Origin of the sequence: Corynebacterium sp. ACRQP (genome assembly GCF_022345915.1) — a bacterium.
Taxonomy (GTDB): domain Bacteria; phylum Actinomycetota; class Actinomycetes; order Mycobacteriales; family Mycobacteriaceae; genus Corynebacterium; species Corynebacterium lehmanniae.
This window is the reverse complement of sequence record NZ_JAKRMZ010000024.1, coordinates 17050-37277: the sequence shown is the minus strand read 5'-3', so window position 1 is coordinate 37277 and position 20228 is coordinate 17050. Positions and strand designations below refer to the sequence as shown.

Annotated in this window: 17 protein-coding genes and 1 pseudogene; 13 read left to right on the top strand and 5 right to left on the bottom strand. The window is 67.9% G+C overall.

From position 1 onward, the window contains the following. The first annotated feature begins 128 nt into the window (after nucleotides 1-128). The 10 genes from MHY23_RS09785 to MHY23_RS09740 all read left to right on the top strand — a co-directional run bounded on the left by MHY23_RS09785 (nucleotide 129) and on the right by MHY23_RS09740 (nucleotide 9956). Nucleotides 129-1631, top strand: coding sequence for an anthranilate synthase component 1 (locus tag MHY23_RS09785; protein ID WP_239307385.1), 1503 nt, complete (start codon nucleotides 129-131; stop codon nucleotides 1629-1631). Further along, nucleotides 1628-2239 (top strand): gamma-glutamyl-gamma-aminobutyrate hydrolase family protein, encoded by a 612-nt coding sequence (locus MHY23_RS09780; RefSeq protein ID WP_239307384.1) that lies wholly within the window; start codon nucleotides 1628-1630, stop codon nucleotides 2237-2239. Before MHY23_RS09785 ends, MHY23_RS09780 begins: the two co-directional genes overlap by 4 nt. Continuing rightward, complete coding sequence (trpD, locus tag MHY23_RS09775; RefSeq protein WP_239307383.1) at nucleotides 2232-3251, top strand: anthranilate phosphoribosyltransferase; 1020 nt, start codon at nucleotides 2232-2234, stop codon at nucleotides 3249-3251. Before MHY23_RS09780 ends, trpD begins: the two co-directional genes overlap by 8 nt. Beyond that, nucleotides 3175-4605, top strand: coding sequence for a bifunctional indole-3-glycerol-phosphate synthase TrpC/phosphoribosylanthranilate isomerase TrpF (gene trpCF / locus MHY23_RS09770; protein ID WP_370645844.1), 1431 nt, complete (start codon nucleotides 3175-3177; stop codon nucleotides 4603-4605). Before trpD ends, trpCF begins: the two co-directional genes overlap by 77 nt. Before the next feature lie 11 nt (nucleotides 4606-4616). After that, a complete protein-coding gene (gene trpB / locus MHY23_RS09765) occupies nucleotides 4617-5813 on the top strand; it encodes a tryptophan synthase subunit beta (protein ID WP_239307381.1) in 1197 nt (398 codons plus the stop codon). Next, entirely contained in the window at nucleotides 5814-6629 is an 816-nt protein-coding gene (trpA, locus tag MHY23_RS09760; protein WP_239307380.1) for a tryptophan synthase subunit alpha, read from the top strand. Next, the gene (locus tag MHY23_RS09755) at nucleotides 6626-6991 is read left to right on the top strand and encodes a Rieske (2Fe-2S) protein (protein ID WP_239307379.1); all 366 of its coding nucleotides are present in this window, start codon (nucleotides 6626-6628) and stop codon (nucleotides 6989-6991) included. Before trpA ends, MHY23_RS09755 begins: the two co-directional genes overlap by 4 nt. Continuing rightward, nucleotides 6992-7933 carry a bile acid:sodium symporter family protein gene (locus MHY23_RS09750; RefSeq protein WP_239307378.1) on the top strand — a complete coding sequence of 314 codons (942 nt, stop codon included), beginning with the start codon at nucleotides 6992-6994 and terminating at the stop codon, nucleotides 7931-7933. It abuts the gene before it with no gap. Nucleotides 7934-7942: 9 nt separating this feature from the next. Then, a complete protein-coding gene (locus MHY23_RS09745) occupies nucleotides 7943-8245 on the top strand; it encodes a hypothetical protein (RefSeq protein WP_063937066.1) in 303 nt (100 codons plus the stop codon). A 451-nt stretch (nucleotides 8246-8696) separates the two neighbouring features. Beyond that, the gene (locus MHY23_RS09740; protein ID WP_239307377.1) at nucleotides 8697-9956 is read left to right on the top strand and encodes an HNH endonuclease signature motif containing protein; all 1260 of its coding nucleotides are present in this window, start codon (nucleotides 8697-8699) and stop codon (nucleotides 9954-9956) included. Between the two features lie 6 nt (nucleotides 9957-9962). Here MHY23_RS09740 and MHY23_RS09735 read toward each other — a convergent pair whose 3' ends face one another. The 5 genes and pseudogenes from MHY23_RS09735 to MHY23_RS09715 form a co-directional block, all read right to left on the bottom strand. Beyond that, entirely contained in the window at nucleotides 9963-10421 is a 459-nt protein-coding gene (locus tag MHY23_RS09735; RefSeq protein ID WP_239307376.1) for a hypothetical protein, read from the bottom strand. Nucleotides 10422-10556: 135 nt separating this feature from the next. Further along, complete coding sequence (locus tag MHY23_RS09730; protein WP_239356564.1) at nucleotides 10557-10865, bottom strand: branched-chain amino acid transporter permease; 309 nt, start codon at nucleotides 10863-10865, stop codon at nucleotides 10557-10559. 38 nt (nucleotides 10866-10903) lie between these two features. Further along, nucleotides 10904-11585, bottom strand: a pseudogene (locus tag MHY23_RS09725) (AzlC family ABC transporter permease). 29 nt (nucleotides 11586-11614) lie between these two features. Beyond that, nucleotides 11615-12217, bottom strand: coding sequence for a YqgE/AlgH family protein (locus MHY23_RS09720; protein ID WP_239307375.1), 603 nt, complete (start codon nucleotides 12215-12217; stop codon nucleotides 11615-11617). Beyond that, the gene (locus MHY23_RS09715) at nucleotides 12210-13631 is read right to left on the bottom strand and encodes a CCA tRNA nucleotidyltransferase (RefSeq protein ID WP_370645845.1); all 1422 of its coding nucleotides are present in this window, start codon (nucleotides 13629-13631) and stop codon (nucleotides 12210-12212) included. Before MHY23_RS09715 ends, MHY23_RS09720 begins: the two co-directional genes overlap by 8 nt. A 132-nt stretch (nucleotides 13632-13763) precedes the next feature. Here MHY23_RS09715 and MHY23_RS09710 point away from each other — a divergent pair, with 132 nt between their 5' ends. Genes MHY23_RS09710 through murJ form a run of 3 tightly spaced genes read left to right on the top strand, consistent with a single transcriptional unit; the run spans nucleotide 13764 to nucleotide 20223 of the window. Beyond that, a complete protein-coding gene (locus MHY23_RS09710; protein ID WP_370645843.1) occupies nucleotides 13764-14495 on the top strand; it encodes an NUDIX hydrolase in 732 nt (243 codons plus the stop codon). Further along, complete coding sequence (locus tag MHY23_RS09705) at nucleotides 14492-16909, top strand: DUF6049 family protein (RefSeq protein WP_239307373.1); 2418 nt, start codon at nucleotides 14492-14494, stop codon at nucleotides 16907-16909. Before MHY23_RS09710 ends, MHY23_RS09705 begins: the two co-directional genes overlap by 4 nt. Next, a complete protein-coding gene (gene murJ / locus MHY23_RS09700; protein ID WP_370645842.1) occupies nucleotides 16906-20223 on the top strand; it encodes a murein biosynthesis integral membrane protein MurJ in 3318 nt (1105 codons plus the stop codon). Before MHY23_RS09705 ends, murJ begins: the two co-directional genes overlap by 4 nt. Nucleotides 20224-20228 lie beyond the last annotated feature (5 nt).

Here is a 20228-nt window from a genome sequence, read left to right as displayed (position 1 = left end):
TTGAACTGGTGGTGGCTCGCCTAACTGGCGCGCCACCTACGAAGTCACGGCCCGCCAGCTTGCACCCCAAGCGCCGCGGGCCCTTTTTTCACCCTCGGTGCGACGAATACGAAAGAACCGAGGACCAGATGCAATACACCCACCGCGAGGTGCGCTACCACGAGGACGTGGCCAGCCTCTTCGCCCACATCGGCGGACTCGACGCGGACGATTCCGTGCTACTCGAGTCCGCCGACATCACCACCCGCAACGGCCTGCAGTCCGTGGCGGTCTTACGCGCCTCGGTGCGCGTGACCTGCACCGGTAGCCGCGTTGAGGTTCAGCCGCTCACCCCATCCGGCGAGGTCATCGCCGCGAACCTGGGCCTGGAGGATTACCGGGTGGGGGAGCAAACCTACGAGTTCCCCGCCTCCCACGCCGCGGACGAGCGCGAGCGCCTCACCGCCCCGTCCACCGCCGACGTGCTGCGCGCCCTGACCACCCGCGCGGGCTACGGCAACGAGGACTTCCCGTTCCTCGCCGGCGGCTTCGCCTACGACTACCTCGACTCATTCGAGCAGCTGCCCGCCGTGGAGGCAGGCCCGAACACCTACCCGGACTTCCAGTTCGTCCTCGCCGAGGTGCTCCTGCGCGTCAACCACGAGAACGGCACGGCGTACCTCGCGGGGGTGGATGCCGCGGGTGAAGGCATCGACCTCGAGCCGCTCGCATCGCTTATCGACGGCCCCGTGCCCGCCTATCAGCCTTCCACCGGGGCGGCGGAGCGTGCCGTCGTCAAGGCGACTGTGTCCGACGCCGACTTCCGCGGGCACGTGGAGGGGCTCAAAGAGCACATCGCGGACGGGGACATCTACCAGGTGGTGCCGGCCCGCGCGTTCACCGCGGAGTGCTCGGACGCGTTCGGGGCGTACCGCAGGCTGCGCGAGTCCAACCCCTCGCCGTACATGTTCTACCTGCGCGGACCCGGCTACGAGCTGTTCGGCGCCTCGCCGGAATCGAACCTGAAGTTCGACCACGCCACCCGCCAGGTGGAGCTGTACCCGATCGCCGGCACGCGCCCGCGCGGGCTGAATCCGGACGGGACGGTCAACCACGAGCTGGACACCCGCATGGAGCTGCAGCTGCGCACCGACGCCAAAGAGGTGGCCGAGCACACCATGCTGGTGGACCTGGCCCGCAACGACATGGCCCGCGTGGCCGAGCCGCGCACCCGTCGCGTCCGCGAACTGTTGCAGGTAGACCGCTACTCGCGTGTGATGCACCTGGTCAGCCGCGTCACCGCGACGCTTGCTGCGGACCTGGACGCGCTGGACGCGTACCGCGCCTGCATGAACATGGGCACGCTCACCGGCGCCCCGAAGCTGCGCGCCACCGAGCTGCTGCGCGGGGTGGAGGGCACGCGCCGCGGCTCCTACGGCGGGGCGGTTGGGTACCTGCACGGCAGCGGCGACTTCGACACCTGCATTGTCATCCGCTCCGCGTTCGTGGCCAACGGTGTGGCCACGGTGCAGGCCGGCGCGGGCGTGGTGCGCGACTCCATCCCGCAGGCGGAGGCCGACGAGACCCTGCACAAGGCCTACGCGGTGCTCCAGGCACTCGCCGCGGGCCGCGAACTGGAGGTGCACAAGTGATCGTTTTGCTGGATAACCAGGACTCTTTCGTCTACAACCTCGTCGACGCGCTCGCTGGCTTCGACACCGTGGTCTACCGCAACGCGGTTTCCGCCGACACGGTGCTCGGCGTGGACCCGGAGCTCATCGTGCTTTCGCCCGGCCCCGGTTACCCCGCGGCCGCCGGCTGCATGATGGAGGTCATCGAGCGCGCGCAGGGCCACATCCCCATCCTGGGCATTTGCCTGGGTTACCAGGCGCTCATCGAGCACTTCGGCGGCCGCGTGCGACCGTGCGGCCCCGAGCACGGCACCTCGGTGCCCATGCGGCTGACTCAACCGCACCCGCTTTTCGACGGCCTCACGGTCGGCGGCGCCCCCGGCCACCCCGGCCTGGACGTGCCGGTTGCCCGCTACCACTCCCTAGGCGCGCCCGAAGCGCCCAACGGGATCACTCCGCTGGCCTGGACGGACACCCAGATCGGCGAGGTGATCATGGCCGCCGAGACCGACGACGGCTACTCCATCGGCTTCCAATTCCACCCCGAATCCATCCTCACCCCCGCAGGGCCCCAGCTTCTGGAGCGCTGCGTGGAACACCTGCTGCAGAAAGGACGCGACAATGGCTGACCACGTTGAGATCTTCCGCCGCTTCATCAACAACCCCGCCCCGACCTTGGAGGACGCGGTTGAGGCGTTCACCCCGCTGACCGTCGGCGACTACGACGACGTCCACATCGCGGCGCTGCTTGCCACCATCCGCACCCGCGGCGAGACCTTCGCCGACATCGCGGGCGCGGCCAAGGCGTTCCTCGCGGCGGGCCGCCCTTTCCCGGTGACGGGAAAGGGGATCATGGACACTGCGGGCACCGGCGGCGACGGCGCGAACACAATCAACATCACCACCGCCGCCTCCCTCGTCGCGGCGGCCGGCGGGGTGAAGATGATCAAGTGCGGCAACCGCTCGGTGTCTTCCAAGTCCGGCTCGGCCGACGTGCTGGAGGCGCTGAACATCCCGCTGGATCTGGACCCGGACCGCGCGGTGCGCCAGTTCGAGTCCTCGAACTTCACCTTCCTGTTCGCCCCGGCGTACAATCCCGCTATCGCCTTCGTGCAGCCAGTGCGCAAGAAACTCGGCGTGAGCACGCTTTTTAACACGATGGGCCCATTATTGAGTCCCGCACGACCGGAATTCCAAATTATGGGTATCGCAAATCCTGGGTTGGGACCAACTATTGCGGAGACCATGAAAACCCTCGGGCGATCCCGCGCGCTTGTGGTCCACGGCGCCGGCACCGACGAGATCGCCGTCCACGGCGACACCCTCGTCTGGGAGCTCAAAGGCGGCGAGATCTCGCACTATACGGTGGCGCCGGCGGAGCTTGGCGTCGATAAGCATACGCTCGAGGCCCTCCGCGGGGGCGACGGCGAGGAGAACGCCGCCGCCATGCGCGCGACGTTTGCGGGGGAGGGGCCGGCCGCGCACCGCGACGCCGTTGCCGTGAACGCCGGCGCGATGGTCTACCTCTACGGCATGGCGGACTCGCTCGCCGAGGGCACCGCGCATGCGAAGCAATTGCTTGCCGACGGCTCCGTCGCCCAGTGGCTGCGCACCCACGAGGAGGCGGACTACAGTGGCTAAGATTTTGACCGAAATTGTGGCGAACCGTAAACGTCACATTGACGGAATACGTGACAGAGTGAGTCACGTTCGTTTCGACACGTTACGGTATTCCGAACGGTCACTCTACGACGCTCTGGCCGCCCCCGGCGCCTCCTACATCATGGAGTGCAAGTCCGCCTCGCCCTCACTCGGCACGATCCGCCAGGACTACAAGCCGGGGGAGATCGCGAGCGTGTACTCGCGCTACGCCTCCGCGATCTCCGTGCTGTGCGAGCCCGACTACTTCGGCGGGGACTACGACCACCTCGCCACCGTCGCAGCCACCACGCACCTGCCGGTACTGTGCAAGGACTTCATCGTCGACGAGGTGCAGATCTACGCCGCCCGCTACTTCGGCGCCGACGCGGTGCTGCTAATGCTGTCGGTGCTGTCCGACGAGGAGTACGCGCACCTCGCCTCGGTGGCGGAGTCTTTGCGCATGGACGTGCTCACCGAGGTCATCGACGAGGACGAGGCGGCGCGGGCCACCCGGTTGGGCGCGAAGATCTTCGGCGTGAACCACCGCAACCTCCACGACCTTTCCATCGACCTCGACCGCTCCGCACGCCTGGCCGCACTCGCGTCGGACGGGGCGGTGGTGGTTGCCGAGTCCGGCATCCGCGACGCCGCCACCATCCGCCGACTCGGCGGGCACTCCGACGGGTTCCTCGTCGGCTCGCAGCTGACCTCCCAGCCGGACATCGACCGCGCCTGCCGCGAGCTGGTCTACGGCCCAAACAAGGTCTGCGGCCTGCGCTCGGCATCCGCGGCCCAGGCGGCGAAGGCGGCCGGCGCGGTGTACGGCGGGCTGATTTTCGAGGAGGCTTCCCCGCGCAATGTTTCACGTGAAACGGCCGCGGAGATCATCGCCGCGGAGCCGGGCCTGGACTACGTTGCGGTGTCGCGCCGCACCTCCGGCTACGGCGAACTGGTCCAGCCCGGCGTCGCCGCCGTGCAGGTCCACGCCCCGTACCAGGGCTCGCTCGAGGCGGAACGAGCGTTGATCGAGCGCGTCCGCGGCGAGGTCGACGTACAAGTGTGGCGCGCTGTCGACATGACCGGGCCCAATGATGCGGCGGGCGTGGCGGAGCTCGTCGACAAGCTAGTGCTCGATTCCGGCGCCGGTGGGACGGGGGAGCGGTTCGACTGGTCCCGCATCCCCACCACCGATGCGCTGCTCGCCGGTGGGCTGACGCCCGCCAACCTCGCCGACGCGCTGCGCACCGGCTGCACCGGCCTCGACCTCAACTCCGGCTTCGAAGACCCCCGCGGACACAAGGACGCTGCCGCCTTGCAGCGAGGCTTCGCCACCATCCGCGACTTCCACAATTAAGGACTGACACAATGACCCTGCTCCCTGCCTACTACGGCGAGTTCGGCGGACAGTTCGTCCCCGAATCGCTCATCCCGGCGCTCGACCAGCTCGAACAAGCCTTCGTCGACGCGTTCAACGACGACGCGTTCATGGACGAGTACCGTAGCCTGCTCCGCGATTACCTCGGCCGGCCCACCCCGCTGACCGAATGCCGCAACCTGCCGCTCGAGGGCAACGCGCGCATCTTCCTCAAACGCGAGGACCTCGTCCACGGCGGCGCGCACAAGACCAACCAGGTGATCGGCCAGGCGCTCCTTGCCAAGCAAATGGGCAAAACCCGCATCATCGCGGAGACCGGCGCCGGCCAGCACGGCACCGCCACCGCGCTCGCCTGCGCGCTGCTCGGCCTGGACTGCGTGATCTACATGGGCAAAACCGACATGGAGCGCCAGGCGCCGAACGTGTACCGCATGCGGCTGATGGGCGCGGAGGTCGTCGGCGTGGAATCCGGCGCGGGCACCCTGAAAGACGCGGTGAACGAGGCGCTGCGCGACTGGACCGCCACCTTCCACGAGTCCCACTACCTGCTCGGCACCGCGGCCGGGCCGCACCCGTTCCCGAAGATCGTCAAGGAGTTCCACCGCGTGATCTCCACCGAGGCCCGCGCCCAGATCCTCGAGCGCACCGAACGGCTGCCGGACGTGGTGGTCGCATGCGTCGGCGGCGGCTCCAACGCGATCGGCACCTTCGCGGACTTCATCGACGACACCAGTGTCGAGCTCGTAGGCGCCGAGCCCGGGGGAGAGGGCTTCGGCCTCGGCGCCCACGGCGCGGCTATCGCCCAGGGCACGACCGGTCTGCTCCACGGCACGTACTCGTACCTGATGTGCGACGAAGACGGCCAGGTGGAGGAGTCCTACTCCATCTCCGCCGGCCTGGACTACCCGGGCGTCGGCCCGGAGCACGCCCACCTGGCCAAGTCCGGCCGAGCTTCCTACGTGCCGGTGACTGACGACGAGGCCCTCGACGCCTTCCAGGCCCTGTCCCGCCACGAGGGCATCATCCCCGCGCTCGAGTCCTCCCACGCTCTCGCGTACGCGCTGAAGCGCGCCGCCGAGCACCCGTCCGACATGGAGCCGCTGCACATCCTGGTCACCGTATCCGGCCGCGGCGACAAAGACATCGCCCACGTGCGAGCAACGCTTGCAGATAGAGAGGAAAAGTAAATGAGCCGCTACGAGAAACTCTTCACTAGGGGAGAGGGCGCGTTCGTGCCTTTCATCATGCTCTCGGACCCGACCCCGGAAGATGCGGTGGAGATCGTCTCCGCCGTCGTCGACGCAGGCGCGGACGCCGTGGAGCTCGGCGTGCCGTTCTCCGACCCGGTCGCGGACGGCCCGGCTATTCAAGGTGCGCATGTGAGGGCGTTGGCGGGCGGAGCGACCGTCGATAAGGCGCTCGCGCAAATCCGCACCATCCGCGAGCGCTACCCGGACCTGCCGATCGGCATGCTGGTGTACGGCAACGTCGCGCACGCGCGCGGCCTCGAACGCTTCTACCGCGAGTTCAAGGAGGCGGGTGCAGACAGCGTTTTGCTTCCCGACGTCCCCGTGCGCGAGTCCGCCCCCTTCAGCGCAGCCGCCACCGCGGCCGGCATCGACCCGATCTACATCGCCCCGGCAAAGGCGTCGGAAGCCACGCTCGAGGCGGTGGCCGCGAACTCGCGCGGCTACATCTACGCCATCTCCCGCGACGGGGTGACCGGCGCGGACAAGGAGGCGACGGTGGAGGGCCTGCGCGAGGTCGTCGATAATGTGCGCAAGTTCGGCGGGGCCCCGGTGCTGCTGGGCTTCGGCATCTCGAAGCCGGAGCATGTGCGCGACGCGATCGCCGCGGGGGCCGCGGGCGCAATCACGGGCTCGGCGATCACCAACATCATCGACAAGTACATCGACGGCAACCGCGTGACCGATATGGACGCGCTGACAACCGAGCTGACCGAGTACGTCGCGGCCATGAAGGGCGCTACGATCGCATCATGACCTGTTCACGACGCATGTTCCTGCTCGGCACCGCAACCACGTTTGCCGGTGCGTTCCTCGCCGCCTGCGGAGAAGCGGCCCCCGAAGAAGTAGCCAAGACCGACGTGCCTATCGGCTCCGCGGTGATCCTGGACAAGTTCATCATCGCCCAGCCCACCGCCGGCACCTACGTGGCGTACTCCAGCGTGTGCCCGCACCAGCAGAAGAAGATCACCAAGGTTGAGGGCGACACCGTCAAGTGCACCGCCCACGGCTCGGTGTTCAGCATCGCCGACGGCGCCCGCGTCTCCGGCCCGGCCGTCACCGGCATGCGCGAAGTACCCGTGACCGACGCCGGCGACAAAGTCTCGGTTGCCGAGTAGATGAAGAAGCTCGACCCGCTTCTCATCGGCATCGTTCTCGCGGCGGCGCTCGCGTTCGTCCTGCCCGCCCGGGGCGCGTTCGCGGACGGGTTCGCCGTAGCGGTGAAGCTGGGCATCGCGCTGCTGTTCTTCCTCTACGGCGCGCGCCTGTCCACCCAGGAGGCGCTCAAAGGCCTGACCAACTGGCGCCTGCACGCGCTGATCCTGGCGTTCACGTTTGTCATCTATCCGGTCATCGGCCTCCTCGCCCGCCCGACGGTGGCGTTCATGTCCGAGGACCTGTACCAGGGCCTGCTGTTCATGTCGCTGGTGCCGTCCACCGTGCAGTCCTCGGTGGCGCTCACCGGCGTGGCACGGGGCAACGTCTCGGGCGCGGTGGTGGCGGCGTCGGTGTCCTCGCTCATCGGCGTGGTGGCCACGCCGCTTTTGGTGATGTGGCTAATGGGCGCCGGCGACGGGGTGTCCGTGGACGCTTCCGTGTTCGGCGACATCGCGCTGCAGCTGTTACTGCCGTTCATCCTTGGCCAGCTCGCGCACAACTTCGTCCCACGGGTGGGGGAGCTGGCCAAGTCAAAGGCCACCAAGATCGTTGACCGCGGCTCCATCTGGATGGTGGTCTACTCCGCGTTCTCCCGCGGCGTCGTCTCCGGCGTCTGGTCGAACGTCTCCGCGTGGGAGATCGTGTTCCTCACCGTGTTTTCCTGCGCGTTGGTCGTCGCTATGCTGTGGCTTACCCGCATCCTCCCGGAGGCGCTACGCTTCCCGCGCGAGGACCGCGTCGCCATCCAAATGTGCGGCACCCAGAAGTCACTCGCGACCGGCCTGCCCATGGCCACCGTCATCTTCGGCGGTGCCTCGCTCGGCGTCCTGATCATCCCGCTGATGATCTACCACATGTGCCAACTGGTCATCTGCTCCGCGTACGCCTCCCGAATTTCCTAGGAGTTTCACGTGAAACATTTCGTCCGCATCCACTACAACGTCCCCGAACTCGGCGGCGAGCTGCTCAACATCGCCGAGCTCGAGGAGATCTCAGCCCACGAGTGCACCATGGTCCGTATGATCGAACTCGACCCCGCCGAGACCATCACCGGCATCTACGTCGACGGCCGCGTCATCGGCCAGGCCAACCAGCCCATGGGCACCGTCCCACACCCGCGCACCTACGACTCCATGGAGGGCATCACCGCCACCCACCTCAGCGAGGAGGAGTTCGAGGGCCTCTGGTCAGAGGCTCAAGCAAAGTTGCAATAGCCTATCGACGAACCTCCGGCCCGCCCCGCCACCGGCGCGGGCCTTTTTCGTTGGTGGACCCCAATCATTGATGGAGCCGGGGTTGTCCGCAATGCGGAGTTCCACGTCAACGTCCGAGCCAACCAGCCCATGGGCACCGTGGCGCACCCGCGCACCCTAGCTCGATCTGTCAGCGGCGCGGGCCTTTTTTCGTTGGTGGGCCCCAATAGTTGGTGGTGTCGGAGTTGTCCGCAATGCGGAGTTGCGGAGTGGCCTGAGGGGCGGACTTGGGCGGAGCTGACGTCGATAAGCAATTGCCAATAGTTGGTGAGTTCCCACTTGTCCGCAATGCGGAGTTGCCGACAAGTTATAGCAATCGCTATAAACCGCATTTCCGCAGGTCAGAGAAATGTCGGGGGCGAGTTTTATAATGTCTGCAATCGAACTCGCATTCGCCTCAAGGGGGCCCGAAATGACCGCCGCAGTTGCCACAAAACCCAACCCCATCGCCATCGCATTAAGCCAGCAAATCGAAGACTCGCACCGCGCAATGACCCAGACCAAAGCGGAGTTGTTGTCCGCAATTCAAACGTTTGATGAACTCGCACTTGCTATCGAATGTGGCTCAACGACCACCGCGCACTTCCTCATGCGCCGCCTGGGCGTGTCATCCTCAACCGCCCACGAGTACGTCAGCGTCGCGCACCGCCTGCGGCCCTTTCAGTACCTGCACACACACTTCACCGAGGGTGCGCTGAGCTACTCAGTGGTGCGGCTGCTGCTGAAGTACATGACCCCGGAAAACGAGCGTGAGCTGGTCGATCTCGCCCTCGGGATGGGCTTCCACGAGCTCGAATGCGCGCTGGCGGGGAAGAAGCCGCAGGACGGGGAGGGCGAGGATAGCCCGCAGTACTACCTGAGCCTGCACAAGCGCGACAACGGCGACATCGCGTTCCACGGCAATATGAATGCAGCGGACGGCGCCGCGTTCGTCGCAGCGTTGAAGATCGGCGAAATCGCGTACTGCAACCTCGACGAGGTGCTCGAAGATCTGGACCCCGAGGTCAACGAGGAAATCAACATTGCCCTCGAGCGCGCCGAAGAGGCGGAGGAAAACCGACCCGCGCGGAAGACGGTCTCCGGCTACGGGCTGCCCATCGGGCGCATGCTGCTGCGGGCGCTCATGGGCATCGTCCACATGGCACGCACGACGCCGCGCAACACGCTGACCACGCCGGGTGCGCACGTGAACATTCTGGCAACACCGGACGGGCGCGGGTATATGCCCAACAACGTGGGCGCGCCGTCGAAAGCCATTGCAAGCTTGCTGGCAAATGCGGACATACGCCTATCGACGGTCAACTCCAACGGCCTCGTCATCAACACCGGACGCAAACAGCGCCTGGCCACAAACGGTCAGGTCAACGCGCTACTGGCGATGTGGGGTGGGCAGTGCGCGGCACCGGGGTGCACGCACACGCGCTTCATCGAGATCCACCACATCGAGGATTGGGCCACCGGGGGCTTGACCGACCTGGAGAACCTCCTGCCGCTGTGCTCCGCCTGCCACTCCCTGGTTACGGAGGGGTATCTGCAGACGCTGAAGGAACACTCAGACATCCACTTCGTCTACCGCGACGGGACGCGCTTCGTGTCCACGAACTACTCCCTGCCGCGGCGCGACGACATCAGGCGAACCATGGAGGAGTGCAACTGGTCCTTCAGCGACTAGCGAGGCTTAGAAGAACTGCTCAACGGCCGGTACACCCGGGACACCCGGGATCTTGCCCGCTGCGGCAGCGGCGGCGCCAACGAGTGCCAAGACGCCTGCGGCGATGCCGGAGCCGACAAGGATGTCGTAGGTGGTGCCGAGCTTGTAGCCGCGGTTAGCGTCGTTCCGGTAGGAAGAGTTCATTACGGCACCCTGGTTGGCGGCTTCCTCACCAGTTTCGGTTTCGAAGATGCCGCTCTGGGCGGAACCAAGGAACGGGGCGGAGAGACCTTCGCCCTTCTTGTCCCGCTCAGCTGCGGTGGCGGCATCCATGTAGTTTTCCATCTCAGGGAAGGTCACCTGCGAAGAAGACTTATGGCCATAGCCACCGGTTTCCTTCCCGTTAATCTCAACTGCCTTTGCCGGCACGGCAGCAAGGGACAGGGCGGTGGTTGCGGCCAGAGCGGCGGCGGTGATGCGCTTCATGGGGGATCTCCTTGGTCGATGCATGAGTGTGATTGCCAGAAAACCGGACTGCGTCAGTAAAACACACATCACCGCAGGTCACCTGACTTTTAACAGATGAAACGATATGAATCGCACGCCTACGCCGTCTGGCCCCTAAAACACCAGGTTGACCAACACCATGTACAGGGCAGTGCCAGCGAAGATGGACAGGTCCGCGCGACGCTTCCAGCGGTGCAGGAGCAAGGTGGCGGCTAACGCAATGAGCGCGGAGGCGAGGTGGGCGGGGGAGTGGGCGTGGCCGATCACGGTGTAGGCCACCAGGACGGTCATCACCCCGACGGGCATGAGCACGGCGAGGAAGTCGATGAACGGGCTACCCTTGAGCACGCGCAACATGGAAAGCGGCAGGGCGCGCAGGAGTACGGTGACGATGCCGATGGGGATAAGTACGGCGGCGACCATGGTGGGGGTCGCGCCTTCGGGAAGCCCGATGTTGCCGGTCAGGGCAGCCGCCAGGAAAGGGAGTCGTCCACACGCGGGAACCAGAAGCGCAGGACGAGCACCAGGAAGTAGGACAGAAGCGCCAGGATGATCACCTGGCCCGGCAGCAGCAACGCCGCCACCAGCGCCAGGGTGCCTGCGATCAACGGGGCGGACAGGTCGCGGCTGGTCTTGGAAAGCCTCGTAGGCCAGGACGGCGAACAGGGCGGTCAGCGCGAAGTCGAAGCCCTCCACGCCGGCTGGGATCACCGCCCCGGCAAGTGCGCCGGCAATACCGGAGAGCACCCACGCCAGTTGGCACACGACGGAGATAGTGAGCAGACGCGGGCCCGAGGGGCGTTCGCGCAGGGTGGAAGTGATGGCGTAGACCTCGTCGGTGAGCGCGTAGGTGGCGTACGCCGACGGCACACCCCGGCGGATCTCCGAGCGCGGGTACGTCAGCCCGTAAAACAGGTGGCGGAAGTTCACCATGAAACCGGTGATCGCGCTGGTCACGGGGCCGACGCCGGTGAGGACCATGTCGATGGCCAGAAACTCCATGGACCCGGCGTAGATCACGGTGGAGAAGATCGGGGTCCACCACCACGCGAAGCCGGATTGGGTCATCAGCAGGCCGAACGCCAGCCCGAGCGGCACCAACCCAAGGGCGACCAGCCAGGTATCGCGAAGCCCCAGCCGAATCTCCGCCGATGTTTCACGTGAAACGGCCACTAATTGTCCTCGAGGTTCGCTGGGAAGGTGGCGAACAGGGGCAAAGGCATTGCTTGTCGACGCATCACGTCACCCCAAAGATCCGCACCCGCGGGAGCGACGACGTCGCTGGGCAGGGCGGGGGTGACAAACCAGTCGCCGCGAAGGATCTCGTCGTCGAGCTGCCCCGGCGCCCACTCGGCGTAGCCGGCGAAGATGCGGATGCCGTCGAGAAGCTCGCTCACCTCCAGGGGAGAGGCGTTCAGGTCCACGAGCACGAGGCGGTTGGCCAGGCGGTTGAGGTAGGGGTTCTCGGGCGCGCCGGCCGCGGTCACGCCCAGGCCCACCGCGGACTCGGGGCTGACCGGCCCGCCGATGTGCACGGCCTGCGGCCTGGCGGCCAGCTCCTCCCAGCCGGGCATGACGTTGGCTACGGCGACCTCGCTGCGGCGGTTTAGCACCACGCCGAGGGTGTGGTCCGTGTCGTGCTCAAGCACGAGCACCACGGTGCGGGCAAACTCGGGCGAGAACATGCCGGGCGCGGAAACGAGCAGCATGCCCGGCTCCGGATCAACCCGCTCCAGTGCGTTGAACAGGCGGTCTGCGTAGAAATACTCAGGCATTTTCCTTCTCCCACCAGGCTTTCAGCTCGGCGACGGCCTCGTCGTGGTCCAGCTCGCCGCGCTCCAGGCGCAGCTCCTTGAGATGCTTCCACGCTTTGCCCACCTCCGGGCCGGGTTCGAGCCCCAGGATCTGCATGATCTCGTTGCCGTCCAGGTCCGGGCGCACGCGCGCGAGGTCCTCCTTGGCGGCGATGTCCGCGATGCGCTCCTCCAGGTGGTCGTAGGTGCGCTGCAGGCGCGCGGCCTTCTTGGCGTTGCGGGTGGTGGAATCGGCGCGGACGAGTTTGTGCAGCTTGGGAAGCAGTTCTCCGGCGTCGGTGACGTAGCGGCGGACGGCGGAGTCGGTCCACTGGCCCTCGCCGAAGCCGTGGAAGCGCATGTGCAGGAACACCAGCTGGCCCACGTCGGAAATGACGTGCTTCGGGTACTTCAGGGCCTTCAGGCGCTTGCGGGTCATCTTCGCGCCGACCACCTCGTGGTGGTGGAAGGTCACGCCGCCGCCTTCCTTGGGCGCGCGGGTGGCGGGTTTGCCGATGTCGTGCATCAGCGCCGCCCAGCGCAGCTTCAGGTCCGGGCCCTCGTCCTCCAGTTCGGTGGCCTGGCGCAGCACGGTCAGGGAGTGGCGGTAGACGTCCTTGTGCTGCATGTGCTCGTCGGTCTCCAGCTGCAGCGCGGGAATCTCGGGCAAAATATACGAAGCCACGCCGGTGGAAACCAGCAGGTCGATGCCCTCCCAGGGACGGGCGCCGAGCATGAGTTTATCCAGCTCAGCCTGTACGCGCTCGGCGGTAATCCGCCCGATCTCGCCCGCCATGTCGCACATCGCGTCATAAACCCGGTCGGCCACGCGAAAGCCCAGCTGGGAGACGAAGCGGGCCGCGCGCAGCATGCGCAGCGGGTCGTCCCTAAACGACACCTCGGGTTCCTGCGGGGTGTCCAGGACCTGCTCCACAAGGTCGCCCAACCCGTCGACGGGGTCGTGGAAGGTGGGGGAGAGGCGGAGCTCGTCGTTAAGCGAAAGCTCAATGGCCATTGCATTGCAGGCGAAGTCGCGGCGCACGAGGTCGCCCTCGAGCGTGTCGCCGAAGGTGACCTCGGGGTTGCGCGTCACGCCGTCGTAGAGGTCGGAGCGGAAGGTGGTGATTTCCACGGTTTCGCCGTGGCGGATGGCGGAGACGGTGCCGAACTCGATGCCGGTGTCCCACACCTTCTCGCCCCACTCGTCCAGGATCTCCTGGATCACCTCGGGCCGGGCGGAGGTGGTGAAGTCGAGGTCGTGCACCCCGCGGCCGAGCATCGCGTCGCGCACGGAGCCGCCGACCATATATAAGGTCTCGCCGCGGCCGGAAAACAGTTGCGCGAGGGGCTCAAGCAGAGCAGCATGCTTGGCGACGACATCCTGCGCCCTCGCCATCAGCGCGGGGGCGGCAAGCGGGTCGGTCGGGTCTGGCATATCGAAGAGCTTCTGCGTCACCCGGGACACGATACCCGCCACCCCCGCGCGGGAAGTACCACAACCGGCCGAAAGACCGATAGCATGACACGAATGAGTGACAACCAGCGCCCGGTTCCGGGGCCCACCAGCGGCAAGGGGGGCTCCGGCGGCGGTAAGCGCCGGCCGCGGCGCCGGCGCGGGGGCAAACCCGCCGAGCAGCAACAGCAGCAGGGAGACAAGCCGAAGCGGAAGCGGAATAACCGCCGCGGGAAAAACTCCCGCGGCGGGCGCAAGCAGCACAATCGCCGCAGGTCGCAGTACCAGCAGCACGACTCGTCGATAGAGACGCGCGACGAGACCTCGGCCGGCGGCCTGGTGGTCTCCGGCATGGCCGAGGCCGTGGGCAAGGACGGCAAGGTGGACATGAGCCGCATCTACGTCGCGCTCATCGGGCGCCTGGACCGCCGCGGGCGGCTGCTGTGGTCCATGCCGAAGGGCCACGTGGAAAACGGCGAGCACCAGTGGGTCACCGCCGAGCGCGAGGTGTGGGAGGAAACCGGGATCACCGGCGAGGCCTTCGACACCCTGGGCACGATCGACTACTGGTTCGTCTCCGACGGGGTACGCATCCACAAGACGGTGCACCACAACCTGCTGCGCTACGTCGACGGCGTGTTCAACGACGAGGACCCGGAGGTCACCGAGGTGGCGTGGGTGCCCATGAGCGACCTGATGGAGCACCTCGCCTACGCCGATGAGCGCAAGCTCGCCCGCATCGCGTACGACCGGATGCCGGATCTGGCCAGGAAGGAAAAGAAGGCCGGAAGGGCAACTCCGCGATGAACCGGTACGCCGCGCTGGCTGCCGTCGTGCTCGCCGCCCCCGCAGTGCCGCTGGCGCCGGACAACCCGGAAGTGACGGAGCAGTGGGCGAACCTGACCGTGCGCCCGTCCGAGGGCGAGCAGGCGAGCGTCGAGGTCGTCGAGGCGCCGCGCTCCGTTTCCGCGCACGACCCGTTTCACGTGAAACTTCGCGTGACCAACCACTCCGGCGACACGCTCGAGGGCTTGAGCGTGGTCCCGCGCCGCGCCTCTGCGGTGGCCACGGTGATGGAGCAGCGCTACGCCGCCATCGCTGGCCCGCAGGAGTATCAGGTGGTGGGGGACGCGCGTGACGTCGATAGGCAATTGGCCCCCGGGGACTCGCTGGAGATCGAGATGGACTTGGGCCTCGACCTGCCGGATGTGGGCACGTACCCCATCATGCTGCAGCTTCTCGACGCCTCCGGTGCCCCCCTCGACACCGACCGCTTCCATCTGGGTGTCAGAGGCGTGCGCGACAACATCCGGGCCGCGGAGCTGACCGCGCTGTACCCGGTGACCGCCGACGTGGACATCCTGCCCGGCGAAACCGGCGAGGCGCCCGAGACGCAGCCGCTGGTGCTGGCGAACGACTCCCTGGCGGGCCAGCTCGCGCCCGAGGGGCGGCTGAGCCAGCTAGTGGACCAGTACATTGAGGCAGCGCAAACACCCGAGGTCGGCTACGCCACCTGCGTGGCGCTGGACCCCGCGCTGCTAGACACCGTGGACCGCATGCAGCACGGCTACACCGTCGACGACGAACGCCCCGCCGTGGTGGAAGAGCCGAAGCGCCTGCGCGACTCCTGGGGAGGTGAAGTCGCCCCCGACGGCGAACCCGGCGCCGGCGCGGACGACGCGAAGGTGTGGCTGGACAAGGTGCGCCACATCGCCGCCACCGGCTGCGTGGTGTCCCTGCCGTGGGCGAACGCGGACCTGAACGCCGTGGCGCGCACCGGCGATAAGTGGCTCATGCGCGAGGCCGTGGAGCGCGGGCCGTTCGTGCTGCAGCGCGTGCTGGGCACCGCCGGCACGCTCAACACCGTGGTCACCGGCACGGGCTACGTCGAGGACGGCACCGCGCCCGCGTTGGGTTGGGCGGACCACTCGCGCTCCACCGTCAGGGACGAAGGCATGCAGGCCGCATGGGAGCGCGCGGAGGCGGCAGGCGTGCAGGAGGAGCACGACGGGTCCGAAAGCGCCCTCGAGCGCGCCGACATGGCGGACCTCGCCGGGGCCGCCGCACCCGCCCCGCAGCAGCCCGTGCGCGTGCTCAGCGCCGCCCCGGGCAGAGACACCGGCTGGATCGCGCCGGGCGTGATGACGGTGGGCTACCAGTCCTCCCTGGCCACCGTGCTGGCCGCCACCGGCGTGGACCCCGAAACCACCGGCTTTTCAGAGGAGAACCTGCGCTACAACTACGCCGTGGACTCCAAGGCCGCCCGCGACACCAACGCCGCCGCCGCGGTGCGCCTGGCCGCCCAGTCCGCCTGGGTGGCGGGGGATGCCGAGGAGCACCCGGATCCGATCCTGGTCAACCCGCCGGCGAACTGGGACGCGGACACCGCCGCCGCCGTGCTGGGCACCGTGGCGGAGCTGGTCACCGGCGCGGGCGCGCACCCCATGGCGTTCGGTGCCTACCTGGACGCGCCGGTGGATGCCGCGCCGGCGGGCGAGCCGGCGGAGCACACGGACCCCACCGCGTTCACCGACGCGGAGGTGCTGCAGGTGACGCAGCAGGCCGGGTTCATCAACGACCTGACCGGGCTGATGGTGCCGGATTCCAGCATCGCGCTCACGCGCTACGGGTTTACCCTGCCGCTGCGCCGGGACCTGCTGCAGGCGCTGTCCATCGGCCAGCGCCGTGCAATGTCGCGCTACAGCGACGCGGTCCAGGCCACCAGCGAGCGCCTCGGCGCCTCGCGCGCCGCGTTGGGCGACCTTCGCTCGGCGGTGGACCTGATCCCGCCCGGCAACGTCTACACACGCACCTCAAACTCCAGCCCGCTTCTCATCGTGGCCCGCAACGGGCTGCCGCTGCCGGTGGAGACCTCCATCAACTTCTCCGGGCCAGCGGACGCCCGCCTGCACGTGCCAGACGTGCTGCGCATCCCGGCTCGCGGGTCGGTCACCGTGCAGATGACTGCGGATTTGCCCGAAACCTCCCGCAGCACCGACCTGAACCTGTACCTGGCCAGCACAAACGGGCAGCCGATCTCCCAGCCGGTGGACATCGCCGTGCGCACCACCCGGTTCACGGTGGGCCGCTGGCTCGCCGTGGCGGCGCTGATGCTGGCCGCGATGCTGGTGGTGATCGCGGTGCGCGGCGCGCGGGGCAGCCCGCCTTCCGGACGCGAACGGGAACGAGCCACACAACGTAAGAATCGGAGAACCAAGTGACGGAACAGGGACTGCGCCGGCGCATTGTCGCCCCAGCGCCGCCAGCGCCGGTGCCGGCACCGCGCGAAACCAAGCCGGCGCGCGAAGAGCTCGAGGACGGCGCGCCGGATAAGTCGCTGCTGACCACCAGCCCCAAGGGCGAGACCATCGCGCCGCCGGAGACCGCCGACACGGTAGCGGCTGGCGCGGCGGGCACGGCGGCGGTCGCTGTCGCCGAGCCCCAGGCAGCCGAGGAGGAGCAGCCCGCCGAGGGCGGGGAGAAGGTCGTGCGCGCCACCGGCTCCATGGCCGTGGCCACCCTGATCTCGCGCATCACCGGGTTCATCCGCACCGTGCTCATCGGCGCGGCCCTCGGCGAGGTTGTGGCGGCGTCCTTCAACACCGCCAACACCCTTCCCAACCTGATCACGGAGATCGTGCTCGGCTCCGTGCTCACCGCCCTGGTGGTGCCGGTGCTGGTGCGCGCGGAGAAGGAAGACGCCGACAACGGCGCGGCGTTCATCCGCCGCCTGTTCACGCTCACCCTGACGCTGATGACGGTGGTCACGGTCGTCGCCGTGGCGGCCGCGCCGCTGTTGACCAGGATGATGATGGACGAGGACTCGCAGGGCAACCTCGTCCAAACCACCTCGTTCGCGTTCTTGGTGCTGCCGCAGATCTTTTTCTACGGCATGTTCTCCCTGTTCATGGCCATCCTGAACACGAAGGAGCACTTCCGGCCCGGCGCCTGGGCCCCGGTGGCGAACAACATCGTCTCCATCGCCGTGCTCGTGGCGTATATGGCGCTGCCGGGGCAGCTGAACCCGGCCGCGCCGACGTCGATAAGCAATCCGCACGTGCTGCTGCTGGGCCTTGGCACCACGGCTGGTGTGGTGGTGCAGTGCCTGATCATGCTGCCCGCGCTGCGCAAGCTGGGCATTGACCTGCGGCCGCTGTGGGGCATCGACGAGCGCCTGAAGCAGTTCGGCGGCATGGCGCTGGCGATCATCACCTACGTGGCGATCAGCCAGTTCGGCTACGTCATTACCTCCCGCATCGCGTTCAACGCGGACGCGGCGGCGCAGTTTATCTACCAGCAGCACTGGATGCTGCTGCAGATGCCGTACGGCATCATCGGCGTCACCCTGCTCACCGCGATCATGCCGCGCATGTCCCGCAACGCCGCGGACGGCGACGACGCAGCCGTGGTGGCGGACCTGACCATGGGCACGAAGCTGACATTCATCGCGCTGATCCCCATCATCATCTTCATGACGGCGCTGGGCCCCGACATCGCCCACGCCCTGTTCGCCTACGGCTCGTTCAGCCCCGAGGCGGCGCACCTGCTCGGCCAAACCATCTCCGCGTCCTCGTTCACGCTGATTCCGTACGCGCTGGTGATGCTGCACCTGCGCGTGTTCTACGCCCGCGAGGAAGCGTGGACGCCCACGTTCATCATCGCCGGCATCACCGGCACGAAGATCCTGCTGTCCAGCCTCGCGCCGTACATCGCGCAAGACCCCAGCCACGTGGTGGTGCTGCTCGGCGCGGCCAACGGCTTCGGCTTCGTCGCCGGCGCGCTCATCGGCGCGCTGCTTCTGCGCCGCAAGCTGGGCACCCTGCGCGCCGGCGACGTGCTGCGCACCTCCATCTGGGCGGTGGCAGCGGCGCTTGTCGGCGTTGCGGTGATCTTCGGTGTGCGCTGGCTGCTTCGCGACGTCGCCGGCCTGCACCTGCCCGAGGCCCTCGGACGCCTAATCGGCGCCCCCAGCCTGGGCAACCTCATCGAGGTCGTCATGCTCGGCGTGCTGTTTTTGGTGGTCACCGGCCTGGTGCTGTCGCGCTCCAAGTTGCCCGAGGTGCAGAACCTGGGCCGCGCGCTGCAGCGCATCCCGGGCATGAGCCGCATCATCCGCCCGGACGAGGACCGCGCGCTCGAGGTGGGCGAGGCGGACCCGCGCGACGTGTCCAACCAGTTCCTCGCCTCCGACACCTTCAACGCCTCCCCGGTGCCGCCGCCGATGTCCGCCGGTGTGGTCCGCGGTCCGCGCCTGGTGCCGGGTGCGGGCGTGTCCGACGGGCGCTTCCGCCTGATCCGCGACCACGGCGCCTCCACCGGCGCGCGCTTCTGGCAGGCGCGCGAGGTGGCCACCGGCAGAGATGTGGCGCTGACGTTCGTGGACACCACCGGCGCCGCCCCGATGGCCCCGGCCACCCCGCGCGAGGCGGCGCTGAAGGCCGCCGGCGTGGCGCGGCGCACCCGCAAGATGGCCAAGCTGCACCTGCCCGCGGTGGCCGAGAACATTGAGATCCTGTCCTACCGCTCCGGCGCCCTGGTGGTGGCGGACTGGGTGGAGGGCTCCTCGGTCAAGGCCGTGGCGGAATCCGGCCAGACACTGCACACCGAAGCCGTGGCAAACGCGCTGGCGCCTTTGGCCGGCGCGATGGCGGCGGCGCACGAGGCGGACGTGCCGCTGGGCCTGGACAACCGCCAGCAGCTGCGCATCGACCACGAGGGGCACGTCCGCCTGGCGTTCCCGGTGGTGCTTCCGGACGCCAGCCCGGCCACGGACGCGGAGTCCTTCGCCTCCGCGCTGACGCTTCTGACCAGCAACGTCAGCTCCGACGACCTGGACGACGTCACCGCCCGCACCCGCGCGCTCGTGGACGCGGACGCGGTGGACCAGGCCGCCTTCCGCGACATCGAGCGCGCGCTCTACGAGGCGGCGAACCTGCCGGTGCCCAACGAGGACGCGCCGACGGACGAGATCCCGGTGGTGGAGATCTACGAGCCGGTCGAGCCGGTGGCCGAGCACGTGGAGGACCCTGACGAGCTGCGCGGCGGCTTCGGCGGACGCACCATGGGCCCGGCGACGATTGGCCTGCTCACCTTCGCCGCGGTGATCGCGGCGGTGCTGGTGGGCGTGCTGACCACCTACCTGGTGGACTTCGTCTCCGGCGAGGACGTGGTGGACCGCCCGTCCGCCGCGCCGACCACCACGACGCGCGACGCGCGCATGCCGGTGGTCATCGGCCCGCTCGACATGGAGGTCCTGGACGACAGCTCCATGCAGTTCGCCCCCGAGGACGGCTCCGCGTTCACGCTCGAGCAAGTGCTTATCGACGCCTCCGGTTCCGCCAACTACACCCTCTACGGCGTGCCGGCAGAGCAGGAGACCGCGCACCCGCCCGTGATCGCGGAGGGCAAGCTGCGGAACGGCCAGATCAGCGCCGACGTGGAAACCAACGAACCGCTGTTGCGCGTGGTGCTGAAGGTGGACGGCGAGACGGATGTGAAGAACGTCTCGCTGGTGGGTCGCGTGGTTGTCCACTGAAATGC

What these genes read in the sequence shown, in the direction of transcription:
- MHY23_RS09785 (WP_239307385.1), top strand. Translation starts at nt 129, where the DNA reads ATGCAATACACCCACCGCGAGGTGCGCTACCACGAGGACGTGGCCAGC.
- trpD (WP_239307383.1), top strand. Translation starts at nt 2,232, where the DNA reads ATGGCTGACCACGTTGAGATCTTCCGCCGCTTCATCAACAACCCCGCC.
- trpCF (WP_370645844.1), top strand. Translation starts at nt 3,175, where the DNA reads ATGCGAAGCAATTGCTTGCCGACGGCTCCGTCGCCCAGTGGCTGCGCA.
- trpB (WP_239307381.1), top strand. Translation starts at nt 4,617, where the DNA reads ATGACCCTGCTCCCTGCCTACTACGGCGAGTTCGGCGGACAGTTCGTC.
- trpA (WP_239307380.1), top strand. Translation starts at nt 5,814, where the DNA reads ATGAGCCGCTACGAGAAACTCTTCACTAGGGGAGAGGGCGCGTTCGTG.
- MHY23_RS09755 (WP_239307379.1), top strand. Translation starts at nt 6,626, where the DNA reads ATGACCTGTTCACGACGCATGTTCCTGCTCGGCACCGCAACCACGTTT.
- MHY23_RS09750 (WP_239307378.1), top strand. Translation starts at nt 6,992, where the DNA reads ATGAAGAAGCTCGACCCGCTTCTCATCGGCATCGTTCTCGCGGCGGCG.
- MHY23_RS09740 (WP_239307377.1), top strand. Translation starts at nt 8,697, where the DNA reads ATGACCGCCGCAGTTGCCACAAAACCCAACCCCATCGCCATCGCATTA.
- MHY23_RS09735 (WP_239307376.1), bottom strand. Translation starts at nt 10,421, where the DNA reads ATGAAGCGCATCACCGCCGCCGCTCTGGCCGCAACCACCGCCCTGTCC.
- MHY23_RS09730 (WP_239356564.1), bottom strand. Translation starts at nt 10,865, where the DNA reads ATGGTCGCCGCCGTACTTATCCCCATCGGCATCGTCACCGTACTCCTG.
- MHY23_RS09720 (WP_239307375.1), bottom strand. Translation starts at nt 12,217, where the DNA reads ATGCCTGAGTATTTCTACGCAGACCGCCTGTTCAACGCACTGGAGCGG.
- MHY23_RS09715 (WP_370645845.1), bottom strand. Translation starts at nt 13,631, where the DNA reads ATGGCGAGGGCGCAGGATGTCGTCGCCAAGCATGCTGCTCTGCTTGAG.
- MHY23_RS09710 (WP_370645843.1), top strand. Translation starts at nt 13,764, where the DNA reads ATGAGTGACAACCAGCGCCCGGTTCCGGGGCCCACCAGCGGCAAGGGG.
- MHY23_RS09705 (WP_239307373.1), top strand. Translation starts at nt 14,492, where the DNA reads ATGAACCGGTACGCCGCGCTGGCTGCCGTCGTGCTCGCCGCCCCCGCA.